The organism is Sphingobacteriales bacterium (assembly GCA_016700115.1).
Taxonomy (GTDB): Bacteria; Bacteroidota; Bacteroidia; order Chitinophagales; family UBA2359; genus UBA2359.
Map to the genome: position 1 here is coordinate 655,825 of CP064999.1, position 17,452 is coordinate 673,276.

12 protein-coding genes and 1 riboswitch are annotated in these 17,452 nt (G+C 43.3%); of the genes, 6 read left to right on the forward strand and 6 right to left on the reverse strand.

What is annotated here, in order from left to right; all coding sequences use genetic code 11:
• Positions 1-998 precede the first annotated feature (998 nt).
• The 5 genes from IPM47_02360 to IPM47_02380 all read right to left on the reverse strand — a co-directional run bounded on the left by IPM47_02360 (position 999) and on the right by IPM47_02380 (position 6,444).
• A complete protein-coding gene (locus IPM47_02360; GenBank protein ID QQS29820.1) occupies positions 999-1,448 on the reverse strand; it encodes a hypothetical protein in 450 nt (149 codons plus the stop codon).
• A gap of 109 nt (positions 1,449-1,557) precedes the next feature.
• Complete coding sequence (locus tag IPM47_02365) at positions 1,558-1,956, reverse strand: bleomycin resistance family protein (GenBank protein ID QQS29821.1); 399 nt, start codon at positions 1,954-1,956, stop codon at positions 1,558-1,560.
• Between the two features lie 152 nt (positions 1,957-2,108).
• A complete protein-coding gene (locus IPM47_02370) occupies positions 2,109-2,498 on the reverse strand; it encodes a RidA family protein (protein ID QQS29822.1) in 390 nt (129 codons plus the stop codon).
• A gap of 87 nt (positions 2,499-2,585) precedes the next feature.
• Positions 2,586-5,015 carry a TonB-dependent receptor gene (locus tag IPM47_02375; protein QQS29823.1) on the reverse strand — a complete coding sequence of 810 codons (2,430 nt, stop codon included), beginning with the start codon at positions 5,013-5,015 and terminating at the stop codon, positions 2,586-2,588.
• Between the two features lie 165 nt (positions 5,016-5,180).
• Positions 5,181-5,283: riboswitch (TPP riboswitch) on the reverse strand.
• 333 nt (positions 5,284-5,616) lie between these two features.
• A complete protein-coding gene (locus IPM47_02380; protein ID QQS29824.1) occupies positions 5,617-6,444 on the reverse strand; it encodes a transcriptional regulator in 828 nt (275 codons plus the stop codon).
• Between the two features lie 721 nt (positions 6,445-7,165).
• Between IPM47_02380 and sbcD the strand changes: the two genes are divergently transcribed.
• From sbcD to IPM47_02410, 6 genes are all read left to right on the forward strand, one after another.
• Complete coding sequence (gene sbcD, locus IPM47_02385) at positions 7,166-8,494, forward strand: exonuclease subunit SbcD (GenBank protein ID QQS29825.1); 1,329 nt, start codon at positions 7,166-7,168, stop codon at positions 8,492-8,494.
• A gap of 73 nt (positions 8,495-8,567) precedes the next feature.
• Positions 8,568-12,221, forward strand: coding sequence for an AAA family ATPase (locus IPM47_02390; GenBank protein ID QQS29826.1), 3,654 nt, complete (start codon positions 8,568-8,570; stop codon positions 12,219-12,221).
• A 175-nt stretch (positions 12,222-12,396) separates the two neighbouring features.
• Entirely contained in the window at positions 12,397-12,840 is a 444-nt protein-coding gene (locus tag IPM47_02395) for a hypothetical protein (protein QQS29827.1), read from the forward strand.
• Between the two features lie 177 nt (positions 12,841-13,017).
• Positions 13,018-13,476 (forward strand): hypothetical protein, encoded by a 459-nt coding sequence (locus IPM47_02400; protein ID QQS29828.1) that lies wholly within the window; start codon positions 13,018-13,020, stop codon positions 13,474-13,476.
• A gap of 151 nt (positions 13,477-13,627) precedes the next feature.
• Positions 13,628-14,938: a choice-of-anchor L domain-containing protein gene (locus IPM47_02405; protein ID QQS29829.1), complete on the forward strand. Its 1,311-nt coding sequence runs from the start codon at positions 13,628-13,630 to the stop codon at positions 14,936-14,938.
• Positions 14,939-15,030: 92 nt separating this feature from the next.
• Positions 15,031-16,341 carry a choice-of-anchor L domain-containing protein gene (locus IPM47_02410; GenBank protein QQS29830.1) on the forward strand — a complete coding sequence of 437 codons (1,311 nt, stop codon included), beginning with the start codon at positions 15,031-15,033 and terminating at the stop codon, positions 16,339-16,341.
• Positions 16,342-16,386: 45 nt separating this feature from the next.
• Here IPM47_02410 and IPM47_02415 read toward each other — a convergent pair whose 3' ends face one another.
• Positions 16,387-17,439 carry an alcohol dehydrogenase catalytic domain-containing protein gene (locus IPM47_02415; protein QQS29831.1) on the reverse strand — a complete coding sequence of 351 codons (1,053 nt, stop codon included), beginning with the start codon at positions 17,437-17,439 and terminating at the stop codon, positions 16,387-16,389.
• Between the last annotated feature and the right edge of the window lie 13 nt (positions 17,440-17,452).

A 17,452-nucleotide genomic window follows, 5' to 3' on the forward strand; every position in this document is an offset into this window, starting at 1 on the left:
TTTTCAGAATTTAGCAGGCTGAAATTTGAAACAAGCTTTTAAAACCCGGCACAATTCGTTCAAAACAACCCGATAACTTTATTCAACCTGACAGACTGGTTTAACTGCCTCCAATAAATTGGGCTGTTTTCGCCCGATTCTTTGCATTTTTCAGGGTAAAAAGAGTTCAAACCTAATAACCTGTCCAATTTCAGTCCCCTTCAGGGGCTTGGTAAACTGACAACAACATAACCGGATTATCCTGCTTTCTTTGAAAATTTTTGAAGTAAACTCAAACCCATGAGCAATACTATGTATGAAACATAAATATCCCGTTATTTTGATGTTTGATTGTTAGATTATACCAATCGGACATTCAATTTAGTCCACTCCCGACTTCAGGTTCAATATATAGTAATTGTGTTTGGCACTCTGAGCGACAAAAAGAGAAGCCTGTTTTCAATAAAACTTTGGTATTATCATCCACTTCTAAAAAAACTATCTTATGCCCGGGTTTAGAGCCGTACTTAAAAAAGTTCGTCCTCCCATCAAATATTGGCCACCGAACCTCAAAAACTTGGCAGTCACAGAACAAAAAACACCGGTTGCGCATCGAAAATCTGTGCGTACTTCTTTATTGGCTATTTAAATTAAACAAAATTTGTTGCAAAAAATACGGTTTACAATAACTCAAATCACCCCTGCAATAACTCATTGCAGGGGCGATTTAAAGCATTGCAGGGGTTCAATCAGCCTTTGAGGAGGCGATTTAAAACAAAGCAGAGGCGCAACAAGTCTTTGCGGAGGTGATTTCAAGCAATGCAGGGGTACATTGAGTCAATGCAGGGGCGAATTAACCCTGTGCGGAGGCACTTTGAGTCATTTCAGGGGCACAACAAAGCAATGACGGGGCGCAGTGAGTTATTGCAGAGGCACAATGAGTCATTGCAGGGGTGCAATCAGCCTTTGTAGCGTGTGAAATTTCCCCGGAAAGCATTTTCAACGAAAGCATGAGGAAATTAATCCGTCCGGGAAATGTCAGGAGCATTGTAATTGCCGTTTTTTGCAACAACTAAGGTTTTTAGCTCTGTAATGATGAGAATACTCATAACAATCAGTTCAATAAAAAAATATAAAGCTCCGAAAAAAGTCAGGCTGTGGCGGTAATAAACCACCAGTATGAGGGTTAGGCAGGCATAGAGAAAGTTGGCTGCAATAATCAGGGACAAGTATTTTTTCCATTGTTTCGTGATAAAAAGAAAGCACAACACAGAGTAAGCGGCGTAACAGGCAGCGATGAAGGACAGACAGAATAAAACCTGCGGCGGCATACCAAAAAAACTTTCAAATCTTGCCAACACAAATGCCAGCAAAAAGGCAGTCAGACAGGCACCCAAAGCATCGGTCAGGAATAGCCGTTTGGGGTTTTCAACAAAAACAGCTATCATAGTAGGGGGCTTATTGTTCATCTTGCACCGGGCATTTTGAAAAAAAATAAATTTACCGCAAAAACTTCATTCCTTGTAGGTATGGTAAGAAATTGTTGCAAATCAAAACGGAGCTTTGGTAGCAACTTTATTATTCCCAAAGTTTTCCCTCCATATCGAGCCAGGGTCCATAGGGAATATTGTCTTTGGGGTCTGCACCAAACCGGATAACGTTACCATCCAGGTCTTCCACCTGCATTTCATAAGCCCATGAAAAATTGGTGGGCGGTTGCCGCACTTTTGCACCGGATTCACCGTATTCTTCATAAAGCAGGTCGGCATCTCCGATTCCGATATATAGCCAAGCCTTTCCAAGCCCCTGATCGCCTTGCGACAACATTATATTGGCCGGACCTCTTGACACGGAGGCGAAAATTTCTTCATAAACCCAGTCAATGGTAAAACCCAGTTGATTTTGGTAGTACTCTAAGCTCAAGGCCAGATTTTCTACCCGTAGAATAGGCGAGGCGGGGTGAAAGTTGATGTCCATGACATTTGGTTTAAGGGATTCCGGTTCCGGCAGTTGAGTTTCGATTGATGTCCGGGTGTTGGGTATATTACCTGTAAACCCAAATTGGACGGATAAATATAAGCTATTTAACTGAATTTCAGAAAGGCTGAATTGACTTGCTTATGTTGTTGTTACGGCTGTATGATGGCTTCCGCTTCAATTTCAACCACCAACGAAGGATCTATCAATGCCGATACCTGCACCATTGTGGCTGCCGGTTTGATTTTTCCGAAAAACTGCCCATGTGCCCGGCCTATGTCTTCCCAATGCGCATGAATATTGCATACATAGATGCGGGTACAAACCACGTCTTCCATCGAAGCCCCTGCTTGTTTCAGAGCGGCTTCTATTTTTTCGAGGATAAACAGGGTTTGCTCAAAGGGCTGATTGGGAAACTGTATTTCATCGCCATCTACTGCCGTAGTACCCGCAACTTTTATGATGTTGCCTACCCGCACCGCTCGCGAATAGCCCACGATATCTTCCCAAACAGCGCCTGAACTGATATTGATACGTTTCATAGAGTTATGTTTTACCGGTGATGCTGTTTTAAACCTATAATTCCAACTCTTTTGTCTTATATCTATTGTCTTACGTCTTGATAATGTTTAAAGTTCGAGTTTCAGACCGGCCAAAAAGTTGATGCCGGCTTGCGGATAATAATGGTTATAGTGTTGAGGAGCAACTGTGTTTTCCTGTTCAAACAACAGGAAATAGGTCCATCCGTTCGATTCATACAGGTTGTTAAAAAGGTTGTTAATCATCAGGCTGCACTCAATCGCTTTCATCCAGCGGGGTTGAATCCGGTAGGTGAGCAACAGATTGCTGAAAAAATAGGGGTCTAAGGCTCGATCGGGGTTAGAGGTATTGTCTAAAAACTGGCGGCCGACAAAGTTGTTCATCAGCGAAATGGCAGCTTGTTTAAAAGGCCGGTAACTGATGGAGGCATTGGCGGTAAAATCGGGGGAAAACGCAATATCGGTATGCCGATAGGAAATCAGGGTATCTCTCAGGTAGTTGAAATCGCTGTCAAAAACTCCGGTTTGTTGGTCGAAGGCTTCAATCTTGTTGATGCCGGTGGTGAAGTTGGCCTGAATTTCAATTTTACTGCCTGCTTTCAGATTGCCGTTCACTTCAAAACCGGTTCGATAGCTGACCGGCACATTTTGCTGGATGGGATAACCCACATCGTTCAGGTTTCCGGTCAGTACGAGTTGGTTTTTGTAGTGCATCAGGTAATAATTGACGTTTAAACCAAACCTTCGAAGGGAATAACGGTAACCTAATTCCACATTCCGAAGCTGTTCGGCCAGCGGGGGCTGATCGTTGTCAATCAGGTTGCTTCGGGTTGGTTCGCGGTGTGCCATCCCAAAAGAGACATAAAGGTTTTGGTGGGGAGCAACCTCAAAAGTAACGCCGGCTTTGGGGTTAAAAAAATGATATTCCGGTTCAATGCCGACTGCCCCTTTGTCTTCGTCGGTTCCTTCGATATGGTAATCAATCATCCGGTACTGAAGGTCGGTAAACAGCCCCCATTTGGAATTGAAACGGTACTCAGTTTTCCAGTACAGGTTTGCATCGTATTTGTCGCCGGTGTTTTCGTAATAGCGATGCCGGATGTTTCCGTTTGCAGCAAATTGTGCCCAGATCACTTCCCCGAAATGATCGCCGAGATAGCGGTTCGCACCCCCTCCTATTACCGTGTTCATCTTGTTTTTTTCATAATTGACAGAAAACACCATCCCGTAAAAATCATTGTCTAACCATTTGCGCCGGATGAGGTCGGTTGATGTAACCGGCACATAAAGGGTATCTTGTCCGGTTATTTGCTGCTGAAAAAACGAAGAATTTTCTAACCCGTAATCTGTCAGGTTTTGTTCGGGCTGAAACTCTTCATAATAACCCGCCCCTTTGGTATAGTGTGCTGCCACACTTGCCCTCCAATTGCGGCTTAACCGGTGAGAATAATGAAGTTGATAATGCTCCTGCCGGTAATTATCCACCTGATTGTCGTAGGTATAAACATTATAAGTTCTGTCTGAACCGAGCAGTTCCTGCGGAACACCTCCCCAAGCCTGATAGGTTTTTTCATGCCCCCAAAAAACAGTGGCTTTGAGCGAATTTTTGCGCCCGTAATAAGCTCCCGACACAAAAAAGGATTTGAGATTGGAAGAAGCGCGGTCAACATATCCGTCAGAAGTGATGGACGAGAGGCGACCGTCTATGGTAAATTTGTCGTCAATCAGCCCCGTACCAAACAATACAGCATAACGCTGCGTGTTAAAAGAACCGGCAGAGGCTTGTAATTGTCCATAGCCTGATGGTTGCATTTTAGTGCTTTGCAGGTTGACTGAAGCCCCGAAAGCACCTGCCCCATTGGTAGAAGTGCCCACACCCCGCTGAATTTGAAGATCTTCCAGCGAAGAAGCAAGGTCGGGCATATTGACCCAAAAAACGCTATGCGACTCGGCATCATTCACCGGAATTCCGTTCAGGGTGATGTTAATACGCGTAGCATCAGTTCCCCGTATCCTCATACCGGTATAACCGATACCGGCACCGGCATCAGAAGTTACCACTACTGAAGGTGTTTGCTGTAAAAGAAATGGGAGGTCTTGTCCCCGGTTGAGTATGGAAATATCTGTTTGGTTCAGGTTGGTATAGGTGGTGGCGGTATTGGGATTGGCTTTCAAAGCACTGACCAAAACTGCATCGAGCAACCTGTTGTCCGGTTTCAGAATAAAGTTAACGGAAAGGTTTCCGGTAACCTCCACCCTCTGAATTTGGGGTTGATAGCCCGTAAAACTCGCCTGAATCTGATAATTTCCCGGTTTGATACCTTTAATGATATAGTTGCCCGACCCATCGGAAGCAGCACCCGAATAGGTGCCCTGAATCGCAACGGTAGCCCCGTGCAATGGCAGTCCGGTTTCGCTGTCGGTCAGTCTTCCGGACAAGATATAGGAGGGGTTTTGGGCAAAAAGCGGGAAAACAGAAACCCAGATAAAAAACAAACAGAAATGGGTAAAACTCCGCATGGTGTTGTGGTTTACAGATTAAAAAATCGAACACACAGCAACCGGTATTTCGGGTTATTGCAGAAAAGGAAGTCCGGTAAAAAACTGGCACTTAGTTGATTTAACCTCATCCTGAAGGTGATGTATTACCCCTTGGTTGCGGATAAAAACCGGACAAGCGCTTCTGTCCATGCGAATTTGACTTCCTCCGCCGGAATTACCCGGGTCAGGTTCTAAGGGTATTATCTCAGCCTTGTCGTTTTCAGACAAAGCACCCCTGCTGCGTTATCAGATACATGAACCGCCATCCACCATTGATGGTTCGGATAGAATGAAAAAAAGATAACCAAGCCGCTCTTCACAATCAGAGCTTTAAGATTTTATTGTTGCTGATTAACATCAAACTCCTTGTGATTTGATCATAACTTATCGAAAATTATCCGTACATTTGGCAATCTATCATTGACTAATTATTGAATTTACGGGCAGGAGTCTTTGGGCTTGGTTTTTTATCGCAAACCATCAATATGCGTTCCCTCTTTACGTGTGGCTTTGCTTTGGTAAATCAGCTTACCCCTCCTGTTATCAGCTATATTGTTTATCTCTTTGGGTTCAATCATTCTTAACTGTAAATGGGCGAAAGAATTGAATTGCTGTCAATATTTTGCCGAATTGCCCAACGGAAAATCGTTTTGCCTTCTTTCGGGTAAGACGGTTCCAACAAAACAAAAGAATTGGTGCGCAATTTTTGCATTTCGTCAATTACGGGGTTTTCGATTTCCAATAGCTCCAGCAAAAATCCCAATCGTTTAATGACCGCTTGCGAATTGAAGCGCTTGGCATACTCAATCATCTTTGGGTAATCAATTTTATCTTTCGATTTGTGAATGGCTTTGGCAATTTCCGTAATGCCGCCTGCGTATTGCGGTTTAAAAAGGCAGTCAATGATTGTTTTTTCCAAATCGCTGCATTGCACTTTATTAAAACGGTCAATCCACGTTTTTTTGTTGCCGAAAAAATGTTCTTCGTTGTGATAAATAAATTGGAACGGAATACCTTTCACCAAAAGTGTTGCAGGCTTGATTTGTTTGTTTACCACGATTTGTTCTTTCAAATTCGGCTGAGTAGTCAGGCTGTAAATTTGCAAAGCCGAAAAGTAGCCGATGTAATATTCTGCCTCGCCAACCAAATACTGCGAAAGCAAATGCCAATCGGGCATAAAAGTTTCAGGGTCTTGTTCGAAAGGAACAACATAATAAAGTCCTTCTTTTACCCGCATCAGCAACCCCCGCCTCACCATATTGCCCAACATCCGCTTTACCGAATCTTTGGATGAACCGGCACACAAACCGTATGCTTCATCAATGGTAAAGCACTTTTGGTTTTGCCCGTTCAGCTTGTCCAATAGAGATGCAGCAGGATAAGACAGTATTTTATCTTTTATAGCCATTCAGCGTCATTAAAACGACACTACAAAGATATGAAAAGTAATTTTAGCAAGCAATAGTTCCTTAAATTTTATGATTTGAGGAGCGGCTTGGACTTTTAATAAGTCATTGCGGTAAAAGTTTAACCAAAATGTTGGCAAAGTAAAGCACGAAGAACGCTACGCGCTAACATTACCGACACCTCAACGAGAATATTAAACGAACTGTTGGCTTTTTACGATTGGGAAAATGTAAAAGCGCTGCCAAATGTGAGAACTGTTCTGTTGTTCTTTTACACCAATTATTACTCTTTTTACCGGATTCTGAACAATTATTGAACGATTACTGAACAATACGAACAATTACCGAACAATTGCTTACAGCAAATATTTTGCTCCCCTGCCTTTTGCTCCCGATGATTTCAAAATTCCTTTTTCGACCAATTTACTTAGTTCTTCTGATGAAAGTGTCTGTTTCGTATAGTTTATTTTTTGGTATATGGAATTTGTAATTGAGCTGTTTTCTTTTGCATACAACACAGCTTCCACTTGTCTTTAAGATAAACAAGCCGCTCTTCACAATCAGGGCTTTAAGATTTTATTGTTGCTGATTAACATCAAACTCCTTGTGATTTGATCATAACTTATCGAAAATTATCCGTACATTTGGCAATCTATCATTGACCAGCTATTGAATTTACGGGCAGGAGTCTTTGGGCTTGGTTTTTTATCGCAAACCATCAATATGCGTTCCCTCTTTACGTATGGCTTTGCTTTGGTAAATCAGCTTACCCCTCCTGTTATCAGCTATTTTAATCACTGTTCCATAAACCCTAACTTGTCTATGCGCATCCTTCACACAGCCGATTGGCATCTCGGACAACGATTTTGCGATTTGGACCGGAAAGAAGAGCACGATTTGTTTCTGCGTTGGCTTTTAAAAGCCCTGAAAGAACATCAACCCGATGCGCTGCTTGTCGCAGGTGATGTTTTTGATGTCGGTTACCCGGCCAAGTATGCCGAAACCCAATATTATGATTTCCTGAAAGAAGCGTTTCTGCTTTGTCCGAATATTATTATCACAGGGGGCAATCACGATTCGCCAAATGCCCTCAATGCCCCCCGAAACCTGCTGTCCTCATTTAATATACATGTGGTAGGAGGTGCTTTTGCCAATATAGAAGAAGAAATTATCCCGGTTAAAGACCTAAATGGCAACATTTTGGGCATCGTAGCCGCAGTTCCGTATTTGAGAGAAGGAGATGTGCGCACCCTGCAATCGGGTGAAAACTATCAGGATAAAATAATTGCCTACAAACAGGGTATCAAACAGCATTACCGGGAGTTATGCAATGCTTCGTTGCCCTACAAACAACAAGGTATTCCCATCATTGCCACCGGGCATCTCTATGCTGCCGGCAGTGTGCTGTCGGATACAGAAGACAAAGAGATGCACATCATCGGCCATCAGGGGCAGATGGAAGTTGAAATTTTCCCACCCGAATTTGACTATATCGCCCTTGGCCATATCCATAAACCGCAAATGGTCAATGGCAACCGGCATATCCGTTATTCAGGCTCTCCAATTCCGCTCAGTTTCAGCGAAAGAAACGACTCGAAGCAGGTTTTGCTGGCAGAATTTGAACCTCATCATGGACTTACCAATATCATTAGCCTGCCCGTACCATTGTACAGGAGTTTACACCGGTTCAAAGGCAGCTACGAATCGGTAATTCAACAACTCGGTAAGTTCGAACATGCTTCTGCCTTAAAATCCTGTTGGGCTGAAATTCACCTGCTCATCGAAACATTCAATTTCAATTTTGAAGAGCCGGTCAAACAGTTGGCAAAAGAAAAGAATATAGACATCCTGAAATTCCCCAATCCAAAATTTATTACAAACCCATCCGAACAAAATGTCGAAGAACCCGCCGATCTGGATTTTTTAGAAAACTCGACACAGGTTTTTTTAGAAAAATGTAAAGCCGGCAGAGTGTCCGAAGAAAATCTGACCGAATTAAAATACACGTTCAACGAACTGATGGAAATTATGAGCCTGAAAGAAAGCAACTGATACAGTTGAAAAGCTAAAAAACAATGATTTTCTGAGGAGATTTCGAAAAATACTTACCAACAAAGTAAAACACATGAAAATTCTATCAATCAGGCTCAAAAACCTGCACTCGCTCCGGGGCGAATGGCATATTCCTTTCAACGAAGGACCTTTGTATAATGCCGGCATCTTTGCCATTACCGGTCCTACGGGTGCGGGTAAATCTACCGTATTAGATGCAGTAACCCTTGCTTTATATGGCGAAATCTCGCGCCAGAGCGAGAATGGAGAGGTCATGTCTCATCATACCGGAGAATGTTGGGCCGAAGTAGAATTTGAAACAAACGGAAAATGTTATCGCTCCAGATGGGGACAAACCCGTGCCCGGCAAAAATCGGACGGTAACCTTCAGGCACATGAAATGACCCTGGCCGAATTGCCTTCCGGAATTATCATCGGCAACAAAATCAGGGAGGTTAAAGCAGAAATAGAACGATTGACCGGATTGGATTTTACCCGCTTCACCCAATCCGTCCTTCTGTCCCAGGGGGAGTTCGCTAAATTTTTGAAAGCAGATGCAAACGATCGTGCCGACCTGCTCGAACGAATAACCGGCACACAGATTTATGCCGAAATATCCAAACGCTGTTTCGAAATAACCAAAGAAAAACGAACCGCCTTCGACCTTTCAAAAGCAAAACTAAAAACCGACCTCCTGACAGAAGACGAAATACTGCAACTCGCCGAACAGCTTAGCAATTCAAACTCTGAAAGAGCCCAACAAAAACAAATCGCCGACACATTAAACCGGCAACTTCAATGGCTGACCGACCTGCAAAAACTCAGGCAATCCATCCAAAACACACAAACCCAACTTGCCGAAGTTGAACTAAAAAAACAACAGGTAAAACCCGATTTGGAGCGGTTAGCACAACACGAAAAAGCATTCGCTTTTATCAAACCCCTCAACATCTGGAAACAGACCTTCAGGGAAATCGCTTCATTGGAAGACAGAAAGCACAAACTCAGCCATGACATCATAACCTTGTCAGATGAGTTGAGAAAAATAGCTTCGGATGAAAAGTTATCAAATGAAATAAGTCAAAAAGCTCAGACAACATTTAACCGGCAACTCCCGCTTATTGATAGGGTCATGCAATTAGACACCCAATTGGCCGGGTTAAACAAGCAGCTTAACGAGGTAAATGAACAGGTTCAAAAATCTACTGAGGAACTGAATCTTATAACTGCCCGAATTGGCAAATTGGCAAAAGATGAATTAACCCAACAAAAAGAACTTCAACACACCATTTCATTTTTAGATGCCAACCGGCAAGACGAATCCCTGCCCCAAGCCCTTCCACGCTTGGAAGAACAAATTGCACAACTCGATCGGCAACAACAGCAAATCAGCGAATATTCTGATAAAAATCAAAAATTGAGTCAGGATTTAACCAACCTGCAGGATGAAGAAGGAAAACTGCAAACAGACCTTAAAACCCTGCAGGAACATCCTCAATCACTGTTGCAGCAACAGCAGTCCCTCGAGTCTGAACTCAAAAAGTATCCGGCAATTCAGACGTTGCAAGAACAACTTATAGCTCTCGAAAAAAGCCTGAATGCCCTTACGCGGCAACAGCAGCTATCGCAGGAGTATGTCCGTAAAACAGAAACACTGAAAAAAATCAGACAGGAATATACGACCCTGCGCGATAATTCAGAAGTTTCTGCCAACGAACTCGATGTTGTCCATAAACAATCAGAAGAAGCTTCCCAACACCTCGCCGCTTTGCGGAAACTTTTAGAATCGGAGCGTTTAGTGGCAAAGTATGAGCAGGATCGCCTTTTGTTAACAGACAATGAGCCTTGCCCCCTTTGTGGCAGCACACACCATCCCTATGCCACAGACTTAAAACAGAGCAAGGGTTCTGAAACCGAAACTATGATTCACACACAGGAGCAAAAGATTCAAAACTTCAGCACACAAATCATTAAACTGGAAAAACAAAAAAGTGCGTTAAAATCGAATTTGGAACAAAAAGAATCTGAAGGAAAGAATCTGAAAAGTGAATTGGAAAATCAGATAAAAAATGAGTTTGACGGACTCAATCTTTTGTTCCAAACCCAACATGCCATTGAACAACCCGATGATTTTAGCCTGTTATTGGCCGATATCAGGCAACAACAACAGGAACTTCGCCATCAAGCTGAAACTGCTAATAATTTAGACAAACAATATCGAGAGATAAAAGACAAATTGTCCAAAGCCCGGCAAGATGCACTTCAAAAAGAAGCGAGTCTGCAACAAAATCAGATTCAGATTTCAAATGTACAAACAAACCTTCAGGAAACCGGCCGGCAACTCCGGCATCAGCAAACAGCACTTGAAAAACTAACTGAACTCATTAACCAACAACTGTCGAACTATATTCGGGAACTGCCGGAGTCTGCTTCGCAATATCCCCGCCTCATTGATACCCTCAAGCAAAAGGCGCAGCTTTATCAAACTCATGCAAACAAAAAATCCGAACTGCAAAGCACAATCGCCAATACCCAAACTGCCTTGGTAAAGACCAAAGAGCTACAATCCGATAAACTTAATCAAAAAGACAAAGCTGAAACCCAACAAAATAGTCTCAATTCAGATATTAGCAAACTGAACACCGACAGGCAAAACCTGAGCAGCGGCTTTTTGGAAAAAGACCCAAACAAAGAAAGACTTCGTCTCCAAACTGAGGTTGATAATGCAAAAAATGCCTATCAAACTTTAGCCGATCAACATAAGGTAATGGGCACCCGCTTAGACTTACAAAAAAAACAGTTGAACGAAACGTCCGATGAGTTAACCAGAAAAAGCGAAGAAGGACAATATTTTTCTGAGGAACTTGAAGAGCAAATCAAGCCTGCCGGTTTTGCAACCATTCAAATTCTCAATGAAAGCATCATTGACAGCCTTGATGAACTCAATGCCATCAAGAACACGGAAAAGAAAATCCTAAAGGAAAGTGCCGAATTGAATGGCACCCTCCGGTCATTGCAAACAAATTTACAGGAACTGCAGGCAAATCAACTGACCGACCAAACTGCCGAAGAACTGCAAAACCGGCTCAACGATGCTGTTCAGCAACAGCAAAATCTAAGTCAGACCATCGGTCAAATTAACGAAAAGCTGGAGCAGGACAAAAGGCTAAAAACAGAAAACGAACAATTGCAAGCCGAAATTCTCCTGCTTGAAAAAGAACACCAAAGATGGGAAAGACTGAATAAAATCATCGGCTCGGCAAGTGGAAACGAATTTAAACGTTTTGCTCAGGATATCACCTTACAACAATTGGTACAACAGGCAAACATTCACCTCAAAAAGTTGAATGACCGTTACAGAATACAAAAACGCCCCGACAAAGAGTTGGACATGGAGATTGTGGATATGTATCAGGCTAATGTTTCCCGTTCGGTCAAAACCCTTTCGGGGGGTGAAAGTTTTTTAGTGAGCCTGTCGTTGGCATTGGGACTTTCCGACATGGCAGGGCGAAAGGCCAAAATAGAATCCTTATTTATTGATGAAGGGTTTGGCACATTGGACACCGGCACCTTAGACATTGCCATCAGCACGCTTGAAAATCTTCAAACCCAAGGTAAAATGATTGGAGTCATTTCACATGTCGAACTGCTGAAAGAGCGGATTACTACTCAGATACAGGTAATTAAAAAAAGCAACGGCAACAGCGAAATCAGAATACAGGCCTGAAATAGTTTGAAAATCCGGGTACAAATATGTAATATTGCACCCGTTAATCCGTTGTCATTTTACGAAAAAATAAACCTCCGTTAAACTCCGACTAAAACTTAATGTCTATTAAATCGTTACTCAAACAAACCAAACATAGCAATTAATCAATAACAAAAAAATAAATCAACGAAAAATGAAAAAGTGGATTTCTTTCCTTCTCATTGTCGGGCTTACAGTAAGCGTAAATGCTTTTGCTCAAAAAAGTGCTGACAACAAATCTAAAAATAAAAGCGAAGACAAAATACAAAAAGCAGGAGAGGTGAAACCTGCCGATATTCCGCAAGTAAAAAAACGCAGCATCGAAGAGCGGGCTACTATTTTAACTCAACACATGACTCAGGAGCTTAACCTAAATCCTGATCAGATCCAAAAAGTACATGCTGCCAACTATCAGGCTACCAAAGATATTGACTTCCTTCGCGAAAACCGCAAGACAAAAGCCCGTACTTTTAAAAGCGAAATTAAAGCGGCCTATGATAACCGTGAAAACGCCATTCGCGCTACGCTCGACCCACAGCAATTGAAAACTTATGATGCAAACAAAAGGAAAATGCGCGACATCAGAAATAACGACTAATTGTTAAATTAATCACCTGAAAATAAACTTATAAGTAGCCCCAATGTTTATGATATTGGGGCTATTTTATTTTACCCCTTGGCATACAATTTTTATGAATAGCAATGCGTTGATTCTTTTTCCCAAATTCATTTCAAATTCTCAACTCATAAACTTTTAATCACCCCTAAACCAAACATGAGTCAAACACTCGCAATTATCATTGCACTCAGTTTTGCAGGCACCAAATATGCAATGGCCTTGCTTTTTATTTTCAGCTACGACTTTACATTCTGGGAATCTATTCTACTGGCAACAGGAGGCGGAATGATGGGAGTTTTGTTTTTTTCCTTTTTCGGCGATGGGGTAAAAGCCCTTTGGCACAGGTTCTTTCCAAAAAAACCGGTTACTAAACTTGTCATCAATAAGCGCAGACGAATGATTGTTAAAGTAAGGCAAAAATATGGACTCGCCGGAATTGCCTTCCTTACCCCATTTGTCCTGACCGTACCGGTTGGGGTATTGCTTGCCCGCACGTTTTACAAAAACAGGCTACAGGTGTTTGCATATATGATGGTGTCTTTCACTTTTTGGTCTTTTCTGCTTTGTGGGTTATACTACTTGATAGGCATAGATTTTACTGCCTTGGTAAACTGACCCCCATTTTCCCTGTCATAAATGTAATTTTCCCGTCTTTATCGTATATTTCATTTCATAGTTTTTGGCTATGATGAGATGTTTTGCTATAATTGTAGTGCATAATTGCACAGGCTTTGTCTGTTTACATCAAACCGAAAAACATCTCAACATGAAATCAAATCTACGCTTGTTTCTTTTTTCACTGATCGTCTCAATTCTGAATTTGATCTGTTTTCAACAACAGGCAAAAGCACAGCTATTTGTTGACGGAAGTTATTCGCCCGATGAAATGGTTACCGACTTTTTTTCCACTACCTGTGTCAGTGTGTCTAACATTACCTGGGTTGCCGACACTGCTGCCACACAAATGGGATTCTTTGAAAGTTCTGCCACCAATTTGGGAATCAATGCCGGTATTTTATTAACTAGCGGTACAATTAATAATGCTGTCGGTCCAAACAATACATCGAGTCAGACTCTGGCAGTTTCCACAGAAGGCGATGCCGATTTGGAAAACCTGTTAGGAGAAATTTATGGCAGTTGGGATGCTTGTGTACTGGAGTTTGATATGGTTGCCACCGAAGAAGAATTAGTTTTTGAATACGTTTTCGGCTCGGAAGAATACCTCGAATACGTTGGTTCAACATTCAACGACGCTTTTGCTTTTTTGGTTACCGGCCCCGGCTATGACCCCAATACCAATATCGCCCTTATTCCAGGCACCACTACTCCGGTTGCCATCAACAACGTAAACCATTTGTCAAATACGGAGTTTTTTACGAATAACGAAACCGGAGTTGTCTTAGAAGAAACAACCATTCAGTATGACGGATTTACCACGCCACTTACCGCAACGATGAATGTCGTCATTGGTGAAACCTATCATATCAAATTGGTGGTAGCCGATATAGCCGACCAGGTATTGGATTCAGGCGTGTTTATCAGCGTAGGCAGTTTATGCGGTGGAGAACTAAGCCCTGTTTCGGGCTTCAAAGTACCTGAAGATTTGAGTGGAAGCACGACTGTTGCATTTGCTGATGACTCTAAATATGCCACCTCCTGGCTTTGGGATTTCGGAGATGGCTCCACTTCTACCCTTCGAAACCCGGGTGAACATACCTTCCCTGCACCCGGTATCTATACCGTCAGCCTGACCGTAGAAAATTATTACGAAGCTGTTACCTATACACAGGAACTCACCGTTGGCATCGTTTCAGGAGTTGGCAACACTCCAAAAGAGTTCCGCCAATTGACGGTCTATCCAAATCCTGCTACTGATCTACTGACCGTAGTACTACCTGAAGATGTTATTGAAGCAACCGTAAACCTATACAACAATGCCGGCCAGTTAGTTTTAAGTCAGGTTGCTCAAAATGGCGTTTCTGTTCAAATAGATTTGCAATTGCTGCCCGCAGGCTTGTATGTAGCAGAAGCGGTGAGCAACAACAGTACTATCAGAACTAAAGTATGGAAACAATAATATAAATGCAAAGGGAAGGCAACGGCCGGTAAACGACCGTTGTACTTTCCTTTTTTTATTACTCTTTTTTACTCCCAAAATATCCCCCACAAATGAAAACACAATTACACAAATCTATTTTGACTTTTCTCTGTATTGCGCTGAGTATTGCTAATTTTCAACAACAAGCAAAAGCCCAGTTGTTTGTTGACGGCAGTTATTCTCCAGACGAAATGGTGACCGATTTTTTCTCTACCACCTGCGTCAGTGTGTCCAATATTACATGGATTGCCGACTCGGCAGCCATGCAAATGGGATTTTTTGAAAGTTCGGCAACCAACCTTGGGATCAACGCCGGAATTTTACTCACTTCCGGTAACATAACCAACGCTGTTGGACCAAATAACAGCTCCGGCATTACCGCTACCACTACCAATTCCTACAGCGATCCCGACATTAACGCCATAGTTAGCGACTACATCAGTTACGATGCTTGTGTGTTGGAGTTTGATATGGTTGCCACCGAAGAAGAATTGGTTTTTGAATATGTTTTTGGGTCTGAAGAATACCTCGAATTTGTCGGCTCAGCCTTTAACGATGCCTTCGCATTTTTGGTTACCGGTCCCGGCTACGATCCCAATACCAATATTGCTCTGATACCCGGAACTACGACACCTGTAGCCATCAACAACGTAAACGACTTATTAAACTCCGATTATTTTGTTTACAATGAAATGGGTGCTGATACCTTGTTAAGCACTATACAATATGATGGATTTACCACACCCCTTACTGCCACCATGAATGTCGAAATTGGAGAAACCTACCACATAAAATTGGTAGTAGCTGATGTTGGAGACATGATTTTAGATTCCGGTGTGTTTATCAGTGTAGGCAGCTTATGCGGCGGAGAGCTAAGCCCTGTTTCAGGGTTTAAAGTGCCCGAAGATTTGAGCGGCACCACTACTGTTTTGTTTACCGACGATTCCAAATACGCCACTTCCTGGCTTTGGGATTTCGGAGACGGCACCACTTCTACCCTACGCAACCCCGGAGAACATACCTTCCCCGCACCCGGCATCTATACTGTCAGCCTGACTGTTGAAAACTATTACGAGGTCGTTACCTACACACAGGAACTCAGTGTTGGATTGGTTTCCGGAATCGGCAACAACGCCGGCGATATCCGCCAATTGACCGTCTTTCCCAATCCGTCAACCGGTTTGTTTCAGGTTGCCCTCCCGACCGACATGATTTCTGCAACGGTAAACCTGTATGACAACGCCGGAAAGATGGTTCTCACCACAGAGACCTTGGGCGGTATGCCCGTTCAAATAGATATGCAGTTGCTGCCCGCGGGACTGTATGTGGCAGAAGCAGTGAGCAACGGCAGCACAGTCAGAACTAAAGTTTGGAAACAGTAAGCACTGAATGCTGAAAGTTTCAAACCGGGGTCCTAAAAATTTTATTCACACCGTCAAAACCGCTTTGATGCACCCGTCGGCTTTGGTATCGAAAATGCGGTAGGCTTCGGCACCTTGGTTCAGAGAGAAGCGGTGGGTGATGATGTCGGTTGCCCGATAGGCGGAAGGGGTTTGAGCGGCCAACAATTGGGGCATAAAATAGCGGGCAGGGGCGCGGCCTATTTTGAAGGTAACGTTTTTGTCGTAGGCTTCTATTGGGGAAAACGAAAAGCGTTCGGTGGTATGAACGCCCACGCTCGAAATAATTCCTCCCGGTCGCAGAAGTTGATAGGCAAGCCGCATGGCACCGGGGCTTCCAACGGCTTCCATGACTGCATCGGCACCCCTGCCTTTTGTGGCTTCCTTAATGAGTTCGTCTGCATGTTGCAATCCTGTATGAACGGGAATGGCGTTAAACGATTGGGCGATGTTCAGCCTTTCAGGAACGGTATCCAGGGCATATACCGTGTTTGCCCCCAATTCTTTGGCGGCCAATACGGCCATCAATCCCACAGGGCCGCAACCGATTACGGCATATACCCCGTCGGGTTGGATATTTGCCTGCACAGCGCAATAATATCCCGTTGCCCGCACGTCTCCCGCCAATAGTGCAGCTTCGGGCGGTATTTGGGAAGAATCGAAGGCCAGCAGAGTGGATTCAGCAAGGGGTACTCTTACGAAGGCGGCCTGCCCTCCGTGCAATCCTTCTCCGTTTTGAACCCATCCGTACAACTGTCCCTGCGTGCATCGGCAGGTTAACCCGATTTGGCAATAATAGCAATGTCCGCAGTTGGTGGTAAACGGGCTGACCACCCAATCGCCTGCCGACAACCGGCGTACCTGTTTACCCGTATCAACTACCTGCCCCACAAACTCATGCCCCATTACCGTGCCGATATCTAATCCGGTCTCACGGCCATGATAAACATGCAAATCAGAACCACAAACAGCGGCTACTTTTACCTGTACAATAACATCGGTATCTTCTAAGATTTTTGGTTCGGGTGCCGACGTAGTATAGTCAATTTGTTGTATGCCTTTAAAAACCAGAGCGTTCATAGTGCGGACAATA

Coding starts and splice junctions, on each gene's coding strand:
- IPM47_02370 (QQS29822.1), bottom strand. CDS start 2,498: ATGAAACGTATCAATATCAGTTCAGGCGCTGTTTGGGAAGATATCGTG.
- IPM47_02360 (QQS29820.1), bottom strand. CDS start 1,448: ATGAACAATAAGCCCCCTACTATGATAGCTGTTTTTGTTGAAAACCCC.
- IPM47_02415 (QQS29831.1), bottom strand. CDS start 17,439: ATGAACGCTCTGGTTTTTAAAGGCATACAACAAATTGACTATACTACG.
- IPM47_02410 (QQS29830.1), top strand. CDS start 15,031: ATGAAAACACAATTACACAAATCTATTTTGACTTTTCTCTGTATTGCG.
- IPM47_02375 (QQS29823.1), bottom strand. CDS start 5,015: ATGCGGAGTTTTACCCATTTCTGTTTGTTTTTTATCTGGGTTTCTGTT.
- IPM47_02390 (QQS29826.1), top strand. CDS start 8,568: ATGAAAATTCTATCAATCAGGCTCAAAAACCTGCACTCGCTCCGGGGC.
- IPM47_02405 (QQS29829.1), top strand. CDS start 13,628: ATGAAATCAAATCTACGCTTGTTTCTTTTTTCACTGATCGTCTCAATT.
- IPM47_02380 (QQS29824.1), bottom strand. CDS start 6,444: ATGGCTATAAAAGATAAAATACTGTCTTATCCTGCTGCATCTCTATTG.
- IPM47_02365 (QQS29821.1), bottom strand. CDS start 1,956: ATGGACATCAACTTTCACCCCGCCTCGCCTATTCTACGGGTAGAAAAT.
- IPM47_02400 (QQS29828.1), top strand. CDS start 13,018: ATGAGTCAAACACTCGCAATTATCATTGCACTCAGTTTTGCAGGCACC.
- sbcD (QQS29825.1), top strand. CDS start 7,166: ATGCGTTCCCTCTTTACGTATGGCTTTGCTTTGGTAAATCAGCTTACC.
- IPM47_02395 (QQS29827.1), top strand. CDS start 12,397: ATGAAAAAGTGGATTTCTTTCCTTCTCATTGTCGGGCTTACAGTAAGC.